Consider the following 13,260-nt stretch of genomic DNA (forward strand, 5'->3'; position numbering starts at 1 on the left):
TTATTCCTCCACATCCCGGGCAGTTTCTGTGCCGCGGGTTACCGGCACCAGGAAAACCGGTATGGGGCTGTGGCTGAGCAGGTTTTTTGCAAAGTGTCCTGTAATGGCGCCTTCAATAACTCCGTAATCATGGCGGCCCATAACCAGACAATCGTATTGGCCGGTTTCGGCATGATTGAGAATCACTTCCCCGGGACGGCCGAACTTTACAATCACATCTGCGAGGGAGAACCGGCACTCCGGGAGCTGGCATCCAAGTTCGTCGCACATTTGCCCCAGGCGCTCTTTTATTTCTTCAGTGATCTGCCCCCGGCTTTTCTGCTCTACCTCTTCTTTGCTGCTGTAGCCCAGAAATGCCTGGATCAGCAGTTCTGCATTGGGAGAAGCCTCCTTTATCACATGCACGACTGTAAGTGATGCTTCCAGGGCGTTTGCCAGGGCCACGGCATATCCCATGGCCCTGCGGGCCCCGTCGGAAAGGTCGGTTGCATAAAGTATATGATTGATGCGTGGCAGCATGTCAGAATCCTTATTCAAAGGTAAATCCCGCAAGATAGGCATCGAGTCTTTCCTTGTTTTCCGGATTTAGCTCCGGGCAGTCCTCCGCCCCCCGGCCCCCGTCGGCGGCCTGGGCGGCAAAGACCATGCAGGTGGCAAGGCCGCATTTTCTGCAGTTGGTTTTGGGCAGCATCTTTAAGATCTCGAAAACCTGCGGTTTCTTGCGGCCTTCCTCGCTGGGGGGGATGGTGTCTTTTTCCGCCCAGACCCGGTTGATTTCATTTTTGAGCCATTGCAGGATTTTTTCTGCTTCTGCTTCGTCCTGCAGGGCGTTAATGGCGATTTCGGTGCCCCCGACCTTGATGATCTTGCCGTGCACGTGGAGCATAACCGCCGGTGGTTCTTTGAAATACTGGTTGCCGCCCAGTTCTGCATTCAGGTAGGGCAGGGCAGCGGAGATATCCTGGTCCAGCCGGGCAATGCAATGCACAGATTCAAAGCTCGGGTTGCACTCCGGCCGGAATATGGTTTTGGTATAGGACTGCAGCATCATTTTGTCCCCTTGCTCAGGCGGATCCTTATCTATTTAATCCACTTGAGGACATCATCCTTTGAGGGAATTTTGCCCACGATCTTGACCTCGCCGTCCACCACCACGGCCGGGGTGCCGAATACGCCATAGCTGGCGATCTTCATGGTGTCCGTGACTTTTTCCAGGTCGGCTTCAACACCGGCCTCGTTGATTGCCTGCTTTACGGTTTCCTCTGTTTGCTTGCATTTCGGGCATCCCGGGCCCAATACTTTGATTTCCATAATAGCGCTCCTTTTGATGGAAAATGATATTGTGAATCCGGTTCTCTTATACCGATTTTCAGGTAAATCTGTATGTATGAACGCGCCGTTAAATCGTTATACTGTAATATATAAATGAAATTTTCTGCTGTCAAGCCCGGATGCAAATTGCTGCCAGCCAGGGTCAAAAAACACCTTTGGTCATCCCGCATCAGCCGGATATCCCCGGTCCTTCCAGCGGGCCCAGCCATTCTCCAGAAGTCTTGCGTTTGCATAACCCATGTTCTTAAGCAGCCGAACCAGTTCCCGGCTCAAAGAGCAGGGCGCTTTTTCGCAATACACGACAACAATTCTGTTTTTATCCGGTACCGCCTCCATGAGGCTTTCCAGGTGATCGAATACATCCTGTTTCGGGATATTGATCGCCCCGGCAATGCGGTTTTCAAAAAATGCCCCGGGAGGACGCGTGTCAATAAAAACAGTATTGCCGGATTGATGAAAAGCCGCTGCCCGGTCGGCTGATATTGTTATATCTCCGGGGTTTGTTGCGACTTCCAGCCGGGCGGCAGGCGACCAGTCTGCGACTAATGCAATGCCGTCTTGCCGGAAATGATTGGCCGCAAGGGCTATAACGCTTGCTGCGGCAACAACGGCGCCCGCCTGCCAAAAGGCCTTTTTCAGATTTGGCCGGTTGTTATATCCCATAGTGTCAGCACGCAGCTTGCAATTATTCTGATGATACTTCATTCAGAAGACGGCCCAGGGCCTCTGGTATCGCTTTGCCGCCCCTGTATTGCCGGGGTTCTTTGCCGGGTTTGAGAATCACGCAGGTGGGCGTGCTGCGGAGATTATGGGTCTCCATGAGGCTTTTCCACTGGTCCATCAGCGGCTGGGTGTCGACAAGCTTGATATCCACGTTGTTTTCTTTCAGCGCCTGAACCATGTCCGGCTCGGATTCAATCCTGTCTTTTTCCGCCAGGTCAAACAGCACGCTTCTGGCGTTGATGATGGATTCAGGTGAAGAAGCCGCTTTGGCCGAATAAAGAAAATAACGGGCATACAAAGAGGATTTTCGGCTGAAGGGCGCATCCACAAAGGTCACTTTGACTCCCGAAGACACCAGTTCGGGCAGTGTATTTTCAAGGTAAGGCTCGATGTCCTTACATGGCGGGCAAAAATAGTCTGTGAAAAGCACAATTTCAACCGGTCCGCTGCCGATGGTAAACGTTTCTGCAGATTGCCGGCCCACCCCCATCTTTGCCAATTGACTGTAGACTTTGGCTTTTTCCAGAAATCCCGTGTGCCTGAAGACTTCCTGACCGTTTTCATCGTAGAATACCTGCACCGGAATTGACCGGACGCCAAATCTGGCCGCCAGCATTTGTTCTTCTCCCACGTTCACAAATACCACGTTGAGACTGTCCGGATAATCTTTGCGCATTTGCTCCAGTATTGGCTGCATCCTGTCGCAGGGGCCGCACCCCTCGGCTCCGAATTCCACCATTGCGGGCAAACCTGAGTTCCGGGCTTTGTCCACGGGATTGTCCATGGCAATACGGCCCTGCTTTTGCACCCATTGTTTGTTTACCTGCATCTCGGTTTCTGCGGCCAGTTCATCGATATAATCTGAAACGAATCGCTGCTTTTTTTTCTGCATCAGATAGTCGTGGATGGCATCTCTGACCTGTTCAAATGGCGCATGATTGACGATGTCCCTGTTGTCCGCATAAAAGCTGCGGGCTTCGTTTTCGGTTACCTTGATGGCTTCGGCCTTGCGATCAAAAAAGGCCTGGAGATTTTCCGCATCGCTTCGGTCCCTGGATGTAAACCCGGCTTTTCCCGCCTGGTTTTGCAAAATGGTTCGGGTTGCCTCCTGATCCAGCAAAAAAAGCAGATTTTTTTCCAGTTGTGAACGGCTTGCACCATCCAGGGAATTGAGCCGCCGGGTCAGGTCGGTCCGGCTGATTGTCACTTTCCCTGATTGAAAAAGCATCTGTTCGTCCATGGAAGCCAGGCGCGCGTTTTTCAGAACGCCGCTGACCAGCCCCGGGTACTTTTCATTAACGGTTTGGCCCGGAGCTTGGCAAAAACCGCTGTCTGCAGTTAATACGAGCAAAAGCGCCGGGATTGCCAGTGCCGCAGCCGCCTTTCTGAGCCAGGTAGGTGTTTTTGCCTGATTCATGTCCAATCCTTTCTGCATCAGGTCCAAATGCGATGATGTCTGTTTCATGCACAGAAGATGTTGCTTGGGTGTTTTCCAACCGTGTCAGTGATTGTTTCGTTGATTTTGGCGGTCTTTGGCCCGGCAGATGTCTTCGCGCCGGATATCAAAAATTTGCCTGCTCAATTCGGCAATTTCTTCTTCATTTTCCAGCCAGTGCCGGATGTTGCCGAGCATTGTGGCGGCATAGGGACTGTCAGAGCCGTCGGCCAGCGTGTAGTTGACCCAGAGACCGTCTTTTTTATAGGTGGTCAGGCCGGCTTCCTCCAGGATCTTTAAATGCTTGCTGGCCGTGGACTGGGCAATGCCCAAAGCTTTCTGGATTTCGCAGACGCACATCTGTTTGCGCTGCAGCATTTTTAAGATCCTGACACGGCTGGGATCGGATAAGGCTTTCATGACCTTTGTAAATTTTTTCATAAACCATGGCTCCGGCTTTAAATGTTGGATCTATATCGTTAAACGATAATATATCGATTGAGCCGGTCTTGTCAATCAGGAAACAGGAAAGGAAAATGCGTGATAAAATGCAGGGGTCAGGATTGGGCGTTTTGACTGTTATGGCGGTAGGTGATGACGCGGGCCTTTTCCAGGGTTACCAGGCCCTCGCCGATCATTTTGTCAAGTTTCGGCAAAAAGGCGTTGATCCGTTCCTCGGAATCCACCATCTCAATGATCAAGGGGAGATCTTCGGACAGGCGCAAAATCTGGGAGGTGTGAATCCGGCTGTTGGCCCCGAAACCCAGCATTCCGCGCAGGACCGTGGCTCCGGCCATACCCTGTCTGCGGGCTTCTTCCACGATGGCCTTGTATAAGGGACGGCCTTCGAACTTGTCGGTTTCACCGATGAAAATCCGCAAAAGAAGGGATTCGGACGGCAGCTTCATTTGTTTTTCCTTGAGTGGTTAAATCCAGCGTATCAGGCTGACGCCGCAGAGCAGGGCAAGAAAGCCAAGGCCGTTTTGCAGCAGAAAGTTTCCAGCAGCCGGCAGCCATTCCGCAGCACGCATCAGCTGCTGGGTTTCAAGAATATATGAGGAAAAGGTGGTAAAGGCCCCCATAAATCCAATCATCACAACAATTCGCGCCTGGCCGGCCGCAGGCCACCGGCTTTCAAAAAAAGCCCAGCCGGCACCGGCCAGAAAGCAGCCCGTGATATTAACCGCAAGGGTTCCCCAGGGAAAACCCGCGCCGGCAAACCGGTGCACCAACCCGGCCAGTCCGTAGCGGCACAGGGTTCCGGCGGCACCGGCAGCGGAAAGCAAAAGAATCCGTGTAATCATTGCCCCTGCCTGTAGTACTGCATGGCCTCGGGGATCATGCGCCGGATGTTGGCCATGCGGGTATCATCGGCCGGGTGGGTGCTTAAAAATTCCGGAGGCGCCCCGCCTTCTTTCTGTGCGGCCATCCGGGCCCAGAAATCTTCGGCCACCCGCGGGTCATAGCCGGCCATGGCCATGAAGATCAGACCCATCCGGTCTGCCTCCTTTTCGTGGAGCCGGCTGTAGGGCAACATCAGACCCACCTGTGTGCCAACCCCGTAAGCGGTCATCCAGAGCTGTTGGGTGGTGGCCGGGTGGGTTTTTAATGCTTCGGAAAGGGCGATGCCCCCCATCTGGGCCAGCATCCCCTGGCTCATACGCTCGTTTCCGTGGTTGGCCACGGCATGGGCGATCTCATGGCCCATGACCACGGCCAGCCCGTGTTTTCCGCGGGCCACGGGCAGAATGCCGGAATAGACAACCACTTTGCCCCCGGGCATGCACCAGGCATTGACCGCGTCGTCTTCCACCAGTTGAAATTCCCAGTCATACTGCTGCAGCTGTTCTTTCATGCCATTTTGCCGCATGTAAGTCTCCACTGCATCGGCAATATCACGTCCCACTTTCCGGACCATTGCCGCCTCTTTGGTGTCCCGGACCGGTTCATGCTCGGCCAGAAATGCATCATACTGCTGATAGCTCATGGAGAGAATGGTATCGGCAGGAATCAGGCTCATTTGTCTGCGGCCGGTGATGGGAACAGTGGCACATGCGGCAGCCAGACAGCAGACAAAGCACAGGGTGAAAATTTTTTTGATCAAACGGCCTTGCATGGATATCCCTTTGTATACAAAAATGGGGTTGTTATCTTATCCTGCGGCATTGCTATAGGCTTCATCCAGCCGTTTGCCGATATATTCGGCAAGATCCGGATCATTTTCGTCCTGGTCAAAGCAGTATCCGTCTTCACCCATGAGTCCTTCGGGCACCAGGTCCCCGTATTCTTCGGGATCTGTGATCATGTCCCCGTAAAAACAGACCGAAAGCCATCTGGGGTCCTCGTCAATGACGTCCATGAGAACAAACACGGGCCGATCCTGTCCGAGGCGCGCTGCCCGCAGGGAATAGGTGAGCCCGGGGCGGGCCACAAAATCCATCGTGATATCCGAATGCGCCTGGATGCGAGACTGAAACTGCAGAAAAACTTTCCGGCAGCCGTTGGGATCCGCGCTCCATTGCTGGAGAAATGTGTCGAGTTCCGCTGGTGTTTGCATGCTGCTGCTCCTTTGGGTTGTCTGCTGCCGGCTACCGCCGGCGGTATAGCCTGTCTGTTGTCTGTGTATACAATAATAATTTCCTCTTCTGCAGCGGAAATGTCAAGATGGATTTCACCGTGCGGTTCGTCAAAACCCTGGCTTACCGGGTTCCTCACAAGGTTGGTCAGAACCTGGGACAGGGCGCCGGGATAACAGTGGATCTTCATATTTATCTTCCGGGGATCTTTCATGGCAGGCTGTTTTGTAAGGCTTGCAATCCAGAAAATTAAGGGCCTTGACAATTCCCCGGATGCCGGAGCAATATTTATTAGCCGGCAAATGCCGGCAGCATTTTTCGGCTTCCATCTGTTTGAAAAAAAGGAAGGTATATATGCGTACCTGTGTGTCACCTGAGGGATCTTTTATTTACGGCATCCATTCACCGGCGTTTTCAGTGAAAAATTTCCGGTCCAAAGATCGTCTGATGCAGCTTGGGGTATTGGCCGGCAGTGGGCCCGTTGCCAATGAAGCCAACTTTCCGGAACAAGACGTGGATGTGCCGGCTGCAGACAAGATTTTTGAGGTGCCCAATGCCTTTGCTTTCCACGGGGTGACCTATATCAACACCCGGTGGGCGGATGAAAATGCAAAGGATCCGGTTGCATTGATCCGGCTCCCCGAACCCCAACAGGTTTCTTTCGGCTCGGTTCTGTCTGCATGGCAGCCGGACAGCAGGGTTTCGGCAGCGCAAAGATCAAAAATGATTGCCGCCCTTCCCGGGCCCCTGAAGCTGGCCCTGGCCGAAACCGGAACAGATCCGGAAGATTTGATGGCGCTTGCCGTTATGGCCTGTGACTTTGTTTTTGATCCGCAAACCGGCCGTCCTGACGGACTGGTGTACCGGCAGGGGGTAGACGGCCGGATCCGCGCGCGCATCCATGATCATACCCTGTTTGAGGCCCTGGCCAATAATCCCTGTCTGCCGGAAATCTACCGGCAGGTCATGGTGCTGCGCCCGGGGGTGCAGGGGGCAAACGAAATTGTCGGCGAATATGGCGGTGCAAACGGGCAAACCCACGTGTATGAATATCTGCGCAGCAACAGCTACATTGCCTGGGGCCATTATGCGGCCAACATGGCCGAAGACGCGGTGCGCTACTCTGTGGCCGGCCTGACAGGTGCAGACATGCGCGGCATGCGACATCTGTATTATCAGCGCACATACGCCCGGCTGGCACAGGATTTTGGGATTGCGGTCCATATCTCCAGGCGCGGCCTTGAAGAAGACGAGCTCGAAGATTTGCGGCTGCAAATCCGGGCGCTGCTCAAAGATGAACAAAAGCGGCGGGCTTTGACGTTTAACCGCACCCTGTGGGGCTGGAACTATGGATTTGACTCTGCTCCGTCCGGCTACCGCCTGCATGCCTCCCATCAGCAGATTCACCAGCAGTATGCCATGATTCCCAAAACCGTTTCCGAAGCTTCCGGACCTGATCGGCAAATGGCCGCCTATGCCATCGGCGACCAGGTGGAAACCTTTGTTTCTCAATTTTTTGATCAGACCGGGGTGTGTTTTTTTGATGCCTATATTGCCGCCATTGAAAACAACCAGCGAATGGACGGCGCCCAAGACCGGGAACAGAGCCTGATCGTATACCGGGATGAAAATGTCATGGTATTTGTGCCCAAGGCTCAGACCTCCCAGTGGGAACTTCAGGTCATGGCCGCAAAACCCGTGGGCCATATTGCCGAGGCTGACACGGACATGCGCCGGTCCCTGGATGCGGCCATACTCACGGCCGCAAAAGCCCTGTGCCATATGGGAGCAAAAATGATCACCTTCTACGAGGTATCCAGGCGCATGGACACAGATGACAACGGCCAGCGCCTGTTTTATGTGATTCTGCCCCGCCTTCCCGAATCCCCGGGGGCGTTTTCTGAATTCCAGCTGCGCTGGATCAATGGCCACTATCCAGAGGATTTTGCCGCAGCCTGCAGGGCAGCGCTGAAATGAGCCGGGATTTGGCTGCCGGCTCATTTGGCTGTCTGCAAAAAAAGCCGGGGCACACCAAGGTTCCGGCGAGCCCCGGCCTGGCCGGGGAAGATGATTTGCAGGTCAGTGCAGCCGGTTAAAAATAATAGTGGATCCCGATTGTGGCATCAATGCCTTCCAGATCCAGATCCATTTTAAAGTAATCCCCGTCGTCGGGGTCTGTGTAGCGATCATCATAGCGATATGCCTTGTATCCCACGTCAAAGTTGAATCCGATTTCCGGAAATTCCTGGAAATGCCATTCACTTCCGATAAAAAGACCATAGCCCCAGATTTTATCGTCAAAATCCCGGCCAAAATAGCCGGTGTTTTTCAGGTCAAAGGACCCCCGGCTGACCACCGCGCCCACGTAGAACCGGCTGTATTCTTTCACCACCGGGGCATACATGGCTTTTAGCTCAAATACATAAAGATCCGCATCAGATTTAGCAGAGCTTGTGTCGTAGCCTCCAGCCACTTTATCAGCCTCAAAAGTTCGGGTCTCAACATCTCCGTAAAAATAATTGGCCTCCACCCCGTATTTTTCTTCTATCCAGGCCCGGCCGGAAATGCCGTTTAAAAACCCCCCGACCCACATTCCCTGGTAGCCCAGACCGGCTTTCCAGTCCAGGTCGGATTCTGACATTTCCTCTGCAGCCGCTGGTCCCGCCATCAGCATGCCGGCAATCAATAATCCTGCGATCAATGATAAGATGCCTTTGTGTTTCATGTGCAACCCTCCGCATTTTTTTGTTGTTTGAATTGTTTTAATACTGTTTTTTCCTTATCCAACCCCCGGTAATTGCTTTTATGGGGAAAAGTCAGAAAAACAGGAACCTGTTTTTTTTTCAAGTCGCTGTTTTGTAAACTTTCCTGTTTTTTTTGCATTTTTTGTCGTCTTTTTGTAAACTCCGGGCAAAAAAGATCCGATAAAAAAAGAGATGACAGAAAAATCACTGTATACATATCCGGTGTTGTGCTTTGCCGCTTTTGTGTTCTGGCTGGTTTCCGTGCCCATGGACGGACCCCTTGCCGGGGCTGCAGGTGTAGCCAACGCCTCTGCGGCCTTTCTGCCCATTCATGTGGCGGCTTTGCTGCTTCTTGGGCTTTTCTGCCCCCGGCAGGCGTTTTTCCGGCTGGTGCCGGCCGGCTGCCTGGCGACTGCTGTGCTGACCCTGCTGCTTTTTTTTAAACCCTCTGCAGGGAGCTGGATCCTGGCCTGTATGGGTGCAAGCGGGGCCGTGGTGGCCATTGCGGCATGTGTGACACTTTGCCAAAGTCCGGTGCCCCTGTTGTGCGCAGCCGCGGGCCTTGTGATGGGCAATCTGTTGGTTTTGCCGGTTTTGCTGCGGCCGTTAGACAGTTTTTGGATTTTTGCGGCAGTGGCTGTGTTTTTGCTTGCCATACCCGTGCTTGCTGCTCACCTGCCGGATCCGGAACCAATGGAAATGCCCGATGAAACCGGCCCGTGGCATTACCTGCCGTTTATCCTTTTGTTTAAAGTGATATGCGGGCTGATGTATGTCATTGTGATGCCGGCCTATCACCAGGAGGCCGCATTTCCGGGTTTTGAGATGCTTTTTTACGTTGCAGCCGTCTTTGGGGCATACCGGCTTACCCGTATCAACCGGGATCTTGCCCTGATAGGCGGAGTGGTGCTGGGAATGGCGGCATTTACCATCATGCAGACCGCTCCGGGTTTGTTTTCTGCCAACGCCGGCATGTTTGCCCTCCAGGCGGCCACCGGGATGGTGGATCTGGTATTGATTGCGGTTCTGCTGGATTTGGCCGATCCGGTGCGTGCCTTTGGCATCGGCCTGGCCATTGTCTGTACCGGAATTGCCGCTGGTGAGCTCATGGGCCGCTATTTTGCCGGCATGACAGGCGCCATTGCCATGACAGGCCATTTTGTGCTCAACCTTTCTGTGCTGGTTCTTTATTTCCTCGGCCGTTACGGATATATTTCCAGTGCCGGTTCGGCTCAAACGCCGGGCCTGGCAGAAACAAAGCCCGGGCCGGCTGCGGTTGCGGAAGCAGGGCCGGCGGCACCGGTTCCGGACCCGGGCAGGGACCGGCCGGGTTCTGCGGCCGGTGAGGATGAAGTTGAAAAAAAGATGCCCCGGTATCTCCGGATGCTTTTATCCGAGCGGGAATATCTGGTGCTCAAAAAAGTGCTGGCCGGAAAAACTTACCGCCAGACCGCCCTGGAACTGGCGCTTTCCGAATCCACGGTAAAAACCTACATGCACCGTGTTTATGAAAAAATGGGGGTCAGCGGAAAAAAGAAGCTGTTTGAAAAACTCAGCAATCTGTAGGCCCCCCGCGTCCGCATGTACGCTCTGCAACCCGCCCCGTGTGTTTTGTCTGAATCTCTGTTGCTTTTCGTTTTAACGCCTGTATACTTTTTTAGTGGAAACAGAATAATTCCAATTTACAAAATTGTAATATCAATTGACAATTTTGTTTTGCTTTTTGAGGGTTCTGAAAATTTTTTTGATTATAAAATTTTGATTTTTAAGTATATATATTTATTTATCCCAGATGGCATGCAAGTTGCTTCAACAGAGCAAACGGAGGAAAGATTTTGACCGCATACACAGAAAAAAAACAGGTATCCGATCCGGCGGTGGTTTTAAAACAGGCCCGGCAACATCTGTTTTCATCAGCCATGGAATGGGAGCCTTCAGAATTTATCCGCGCCCATGCAGAGCTGTTTGACGCTTATTTCCGGCAGTGCTTTGCCGCCAGCCGGGTGGGACCGCAGTTGGCCATCAACCGCAACCCGTATGCGGTCATTGCCCTGGGTGGATACGGCCGTGCCGAGCAATGCGTGTTTTCAGACGTGGATCTGCTGCTTTTGTTTGAAAAGTCCGTGCCTGAAGAAGCCGAGGAACTGGTCAGGGAATACGTTTATCCCCTGTGGGATCTGGGCCTGGACGTGGGCTATGCCATCCGCTCTCTGCGCGAATGCGTGAAGATGGCCAAAGAGGATCTGGAAGTGCTTACCGCAGTGCTGGATGCCCGGTTTTTATGCGGCATTTCATCCGTATACGCGGACTTGACCGCCCAGGTACGGGACCGGGTGCTTTGCCGGGCCCCGCATAAGATCATCCGCTCATTGGTGGACCGCAACCGGCAGCGACATGATCATTACGGGGACTCCGCCTTTTTGCTGGAGCCCAATTTAAAAGAGGGCGCCGGCGGGCTGCGCGATTATCACACCATGCGCTGGATCGGCCGGATCAGGTTTGATTTGAAGGAATTGCGGGACCTGGAATATCACGGGGCAATTTCCAGCGCTGAATATGAAAATCTGGCCGGCGCCGTGGAATTCATATGGAAGGTGCGAAACCGGCTTCATTACTTTACCGGCCGCAAGTGCGATCAGCTCTATTTCAACTACCAGCTAAGGCTGGCAGAGGAAATGGGCCTTGTGGAAAAAGACGGCCAAATGCCGGTGGAACGGCTTATGAGCGAGCTGCACGCAAAAATGGGGTATGTCAAAAAACAGCTCCTGCTGTTTTTGTTTGAGCTCGGGTTTGAAAAACCATCCCGCCGCAGCTTTGGATTTCGCCGGCATCCGGAAATTCCCGGCATTGAAATCAGCCGAGGGGGACTGGATTTCAAATCCTCGAGCCGGATTGTCAAATCTCCGGAACTGCTGATCCAGATTTTTGAGGCCAGCGCCCGACTCCGCATGCCCCTGACCCGGGAGGCCGGGCGCCTGGTGCGGGAATTCGGATACCTGGCAGACGACAAATTCCGGGGCAATCCCACGGTTCGCCGGGCGTTTGAAAATATTCTGCTCACTCCGGCAAAGCCGGTCAACGTCCTGGAGCAGATGCTGGAAACCGGGTTTCTGGTGCGCCTGATTCCCGAATTTGGGGGGATCGTGGACCGGATTCAGTTTGATGCCTATCATCTCTATCCCGTGGATCGCCACAGCCTGCGCACGGTTTATTTTATCAAGTCTTTTGGCGACAGCCCGCCCGATGGTGTGGATCCTTTGTGCATTCGGGTTTATAACGGTCTTAAGCGCAAGCAGTTGCTGCTTTTGGCAGCCCTGCTCCACGATATCGGCAAGGCCGGGGCAGAGGGGAAGCATTCCATTACCGGCGCGCAAATGGCCAAAGACATCGTGGCCGGCATGGGCTACGGTCCCAAAGAAGTGGAGCTGATCTGTTTTTTGATTGAAAATCATCTGCTGCTGGTTAAAACCGCCAGCCGGCGGGATATTCACGACGAGGAAACCGCCATCCGAACAGCCCGGCAGATCGGTCATGTCAATCGTCTGAAAATGCTTTACCTGCTGACCGTGGCCGATTCCATGGCCACGGGACCAAAGGCCTGGAATGACTGGACTGCCACCCTGGTGCGCGATTTTTTTTTAAAGATCCTGCGGATACTGGAGAAAGGCGAGCTTGCCACCACGGGTGCGGTGCGCCGGGTGGAGAAGAAAAAGGCCTACGTGCGCCAGGCTGTGGATTTTCCGGATACGGATGTTGAATCTTTGCTCAATATTCTTTCGCCCAGGTATCTGCTCTATACCGAGGCCCGGGATGTCGTGTCCCATTTAAACCTTTACCGGCAGCTGCAAGGCAATGAATACGTATGGGAGATCACCCCGGACGAGACCTCCAATACCCGAACCGTGGTGGTTTGTGCAAAGGACCGGCCCGGTCTGTTTTCCAAAATTTCCGGGGTCTTTACCCTAAGCGGTATTGATGTGTTAAATGCCCAGGTTTTTACCTGGAAAAACAATGTGGCCCTGGATATTTTCACCGTTACCCCGCCGCCGGATGAAATCTTTGAGGCTGAGCGCTGGCAGCGGGCCGGACGGGATCTGGAGTCTGCTTTGGCCGGCCGGCTGGATCTGGGCACGGCTTTGGCGCAAAAGCCGGTTCGGGAGGCAAAGCAGGAAGTCTCCGGCCGGCCCAACCGGGTGGTGATTGATAATGACAGTTCCAGTTTCTACACCATTGTTGAAGTTTTTGCCTATGATTTTCCCGGTCTTTTGTACCGGATTACGGATGCGCTGACCAGAAGTGGTCTGGATATATGGGTTGCCAAGATTGCAACCAAGGTTGATCAGGTCGTGGATGTCTTTTATGTCCGCGACGACCAGGGCAATAAGGTGGAAGATGCCGGCCAGGTGGAAGACATCCGGCGGCAGGTGCTTTCCGTGCTGCCCTGAGTTTG

General features: G+C 53.5%; 14 protein-coding genes. 3 read left to right on the plus strand and 11 right to left on the minus strand.

Going from position 1 to position 13,260, the window contains the following annotated elements; all coding sequences use genetic code 11:
- The 10 genes from HNR65_RS06120 to HNR65_RS06165 all read right to left on the minus strand — a co-directional run bounded on the left by HNR65_RS06120 (position 1) and on the right by HNR65_RS06165 (position 6,047).
- Positions 1-519, minus strand: coding sequence for a universal stress protein (locus HNR65_RS06120; RefSeq protein WP_181550597.1), 519 nt, complete (start codon positions 517-519; stop codon positions 1-3).
- Between the two features lie 10 nt (positions 520-529).
- Positions 530-1,051: a (Fe-S)-binding protein gene (locus HNR65_RS06125; protein ID WP_181550598.1), complete on the minus strand. Its 522-nt coding sequence runs from the start codon at positions 1,049-1,051 to the stop codon at positions 530-532.
- Between the two features lie 29 nt (positions 1,052-1,080).
- Positions 1,081-1,311, minus strand: coding sequence for a thioredoxin family protein (locus HNR65_RS06130; RefSeq protein WP_181550599.1), 231 nt, complete (start codon positions 1,309-1,311; stop codon positions 1,081-1,083).
- Between the two features lie 180 nt (positions 1,312-1,491).
- Positions 1,492-1,995 carry a rhodanese-like domain-containing protein gene (locus HNR65_RS06135; RefSeq protein ID WP_181550600.1) on the minus strand — a complete coding sequence of 168 codons (504 nt, stop codon included), beginning with the start codon at positions 1,993-1,995 and terminating at the stop codon, positions 1,492-1,494.
- Between the two features lie 22 nt (positions 1,996-2,017).
- Entirely contained in the window at positions 2,018-3,472 is a 1,455-nt protein-coding gene (locus HNR65_RS06140) for a thioredoxin family protein (protein WP_181550601.1), read from the minus strand.
- An 84-nt stretch (positions 3,473-3,556) separates the two neighbouring features.
- Positions 3,557-3,931 carry an ArsR/SmtB family transcription factor gene (locus tag HNR65_RS06145; protein WP_181550602.1) on the minus strand — a complete coding sequence of 125 codons (375 nt, stop codon included), beginning with the start codon at positions 3,929-3,931 and terminating at the stop codon, positions 3,557-3,559.
- 116 nt (positions 3,932-4,047) lie between these two features.
- Complete coding sequence (locus HNR65_RS06150; RefSeq protein WP_181550603.1) at positions 4,048-4,398, minus strand: DUF190 domain-containing protein; 351 nt, start codon at positions 4,396-4,398, stop codon at positions 4,048-4,050.
- A gap of 18 nt (positions 4,399-4,416) precedes the next feature.
- Entirely contained in the window at positions 4,417-4,794 is a 378-nt protein-coding gene (locus tag HNR65_RS06155; protein ID WP_181550604.1) for a fluoride efflux transporter FluC, read from the minus strand.
- On the minus strand, positions 4,791-5,606 hold the full coding sequence (locus HNR65_RS06160; RefSeq protein ID WP_181550605.1) for a M48 family metallopeptidase: 816 nt from the start codon (positions 5,604-5,606) through the stop codon (positions 4,791-4,793). Before HNR65_RS06160 ends, HNR65_RS06155 begins: the two co-directional genes overlap by 4 nt.
- 36 nt (positions 5,607-5,642) lie before the next feature.
- Positions 5,643-6,047, minus strand: a complete 405-nt coding sequence (locus HNR65_RS06165) for a hypothetical protein (RefSeq protein WP_181550606.1) — start codon at positions 6,045-6,047, stop codon at positions 5,643-5,645.
- Positions 6,048-6,420: 373 nt separating this feature from the next.
- Between HNR65_RS06165 and HNR65_RS06170 the strand changes: the two genes are divergently transcribed.
- The gene (locus HNR65_RS06170; protein WP_181550607.1) at positions 6,421-8,043 is read left to right on the plus strand and encodes an HIT family protein; all 1,623 of its coding nucleotides are present in this window, start codon (positions 6,421-6,423) and stop codon (positions 8,041-8,043) included.
- A 115-nt stretch (positions 8,044-8,158) separates the two neighbouring features.
- Here HNR65_RS06170 and HNR65_RS06175 read toward each other — a convergent pair whose 3' ends face one another.
- A complete protein-coding gene (locus HNR65_RS06175; protein ID WP_181550608.1) occupies positions 8,159-8,791 on the minus strand; it encodes a hypothetical protein in 633 nt (210 codons plus the stop codon).
- A 211-nt stretch (positions 8,792-9,002) separates the two neighbouring features.
- Between HNR65_RS06175 and HNR65_RS06180 the strand changes: the two genes are divergently transcribed.
- Together HNR65_RS06180 and glnD are read left to right on the plus strand one after the other, a co-directional pair.
- Positions 9,003-10,376, plus strand: a complete 1,374-nt coding sequence (locus tag HNR65_RS06180) for a helix-turn-helix domain-containing protein (protein WP_181550609.1) — start codon at positions 9,003-9,005, stop codon at positions 10,374-10,376.
- A 269-nt stretch (positions 10,377-10,645) separates the two neighbouring features.
- Positions 10,646-13,255, plus strand: a complete 2,610-nt coding sequence (glnD, locus tag HNR65_RS06185) for a [protein-PII] uridylyltransferase (RefSeq protein ID WP_181550610.1) — start codon at positions 10,646-10,648, stop codon at positions 13,253-13,255.
- Positions 13,256-13,260: the final 5 nt, after the last annotated feature.

This window comes from Desulfosalsimonas propionicica, from assembly GCF_013761005.1.
Lineage (GTDB): Bacteria > Desulfobacterota > Desulfobacteria > Desulfobacterales > Desulfosalsimonadaceae > Desulfosalsimonas > Desulfosalsimonas propionicica.

What these genes read in the sequence shown, in the direction of transcription:
- HNR65_RS06125 (WP_181550598.1), bottom strand. Translation starts at nt 1,051, where the DNA reads ATGATGCTGCAGTCCTATACCAAAACCATATTCCGGCCGGAGTGCAAC.
- HNR65_RS06135 (WP_181550600.1), bottom strand. Translation starts at nt 1,995, where the DNA reads ATGGGATATAACAACCGGCCAAATCTGAAAAAGGCCTTTTGGCAGGCG.
- HNR65_RS06160 (WP_181550605.1), bottom strand. Translation starts at nt 5,606, where the DNA reads ATGCAAGGCCGTTTGATCAAAAAAATTTTCACCCTGTGCTTTGTCTGC.
- HNR65_RS06175 (WP_181550608.1), bottom strand. Translation starts at nt 8,791, where the DNA reads ATGAAACACAAAGGCATCTTATCATTGATCGCAGGATTATTGATTGCC.
- HNR65_RS06120 (WP_181550597.1), bottom strand. Translation starts at nt 519, where the DNA reads ATGCTGCCACGCATCAATCATATACTTTATGCAACCGACCTTTCCGAC.
- HNR65_RS06155 (WP_181550604.1), bottom strand. Translation starts at nt 4,794, where the DNA reads ATGATTACACGGATTCTTTTGCTTTCCGCTGCCGGTGCCGCCGGAACC.
- HNR65_RS06145 (WP_181550602.1), bottom strand. Translation starts at nt 3,931, where the DNA reads ATGAAAAAATTTACAAAGGTCATGAAAGCCTTATCCGATCCCAGCCGT.
- HNR65_RS06165 (WP_181550606.1), bottom strand. Translation starts at nt 6,047, where the DNA reads ATGCAAACACCAGCGGAACTCGACACATTTCTCCAGCAATGGAGCGCG.
- HNR65_RS06140 (WP_181550601.1), bottom strand. Translation starts at nt 3,472, where the DNA reads ATGAATCAGGCAAAAACACCTACCTGGCTCAGAAAGGCGGCTGCGGCA.
- HNR65_RS06170 (WP_181550607.1), top strand. Translation starts at nt 6,421, where the DNA reads ATGCGTACCTGTGTGTCACCTGAGGGATCTTTTATTTACGGCATCCAT.
- HNR65_RS06180 (WP_181550609.1), top strand. Translation starts at nt 9,003, where the DNA reads ATGACAGAAAAATCACTGTATACATATCCGGTGTTGTGCTTTGCCGCT.
- HNR65_RS06150 (WP_181550603.1), bottom strand. Translation starts at nt 4,398, where the DNA reads ATGAAGCTGCCGTCCGAATCCCTTCTTTTGCGGATTTTCATCGGTGAA.
- HNR65_RS06130 (WP_181550599.1), bottom strand. Translation starts at nt 1,311, where the DNA reads ATGGAAATCAAAGTATTGGGCCCGGGATGCCCGAAATGCAAGCAAACA.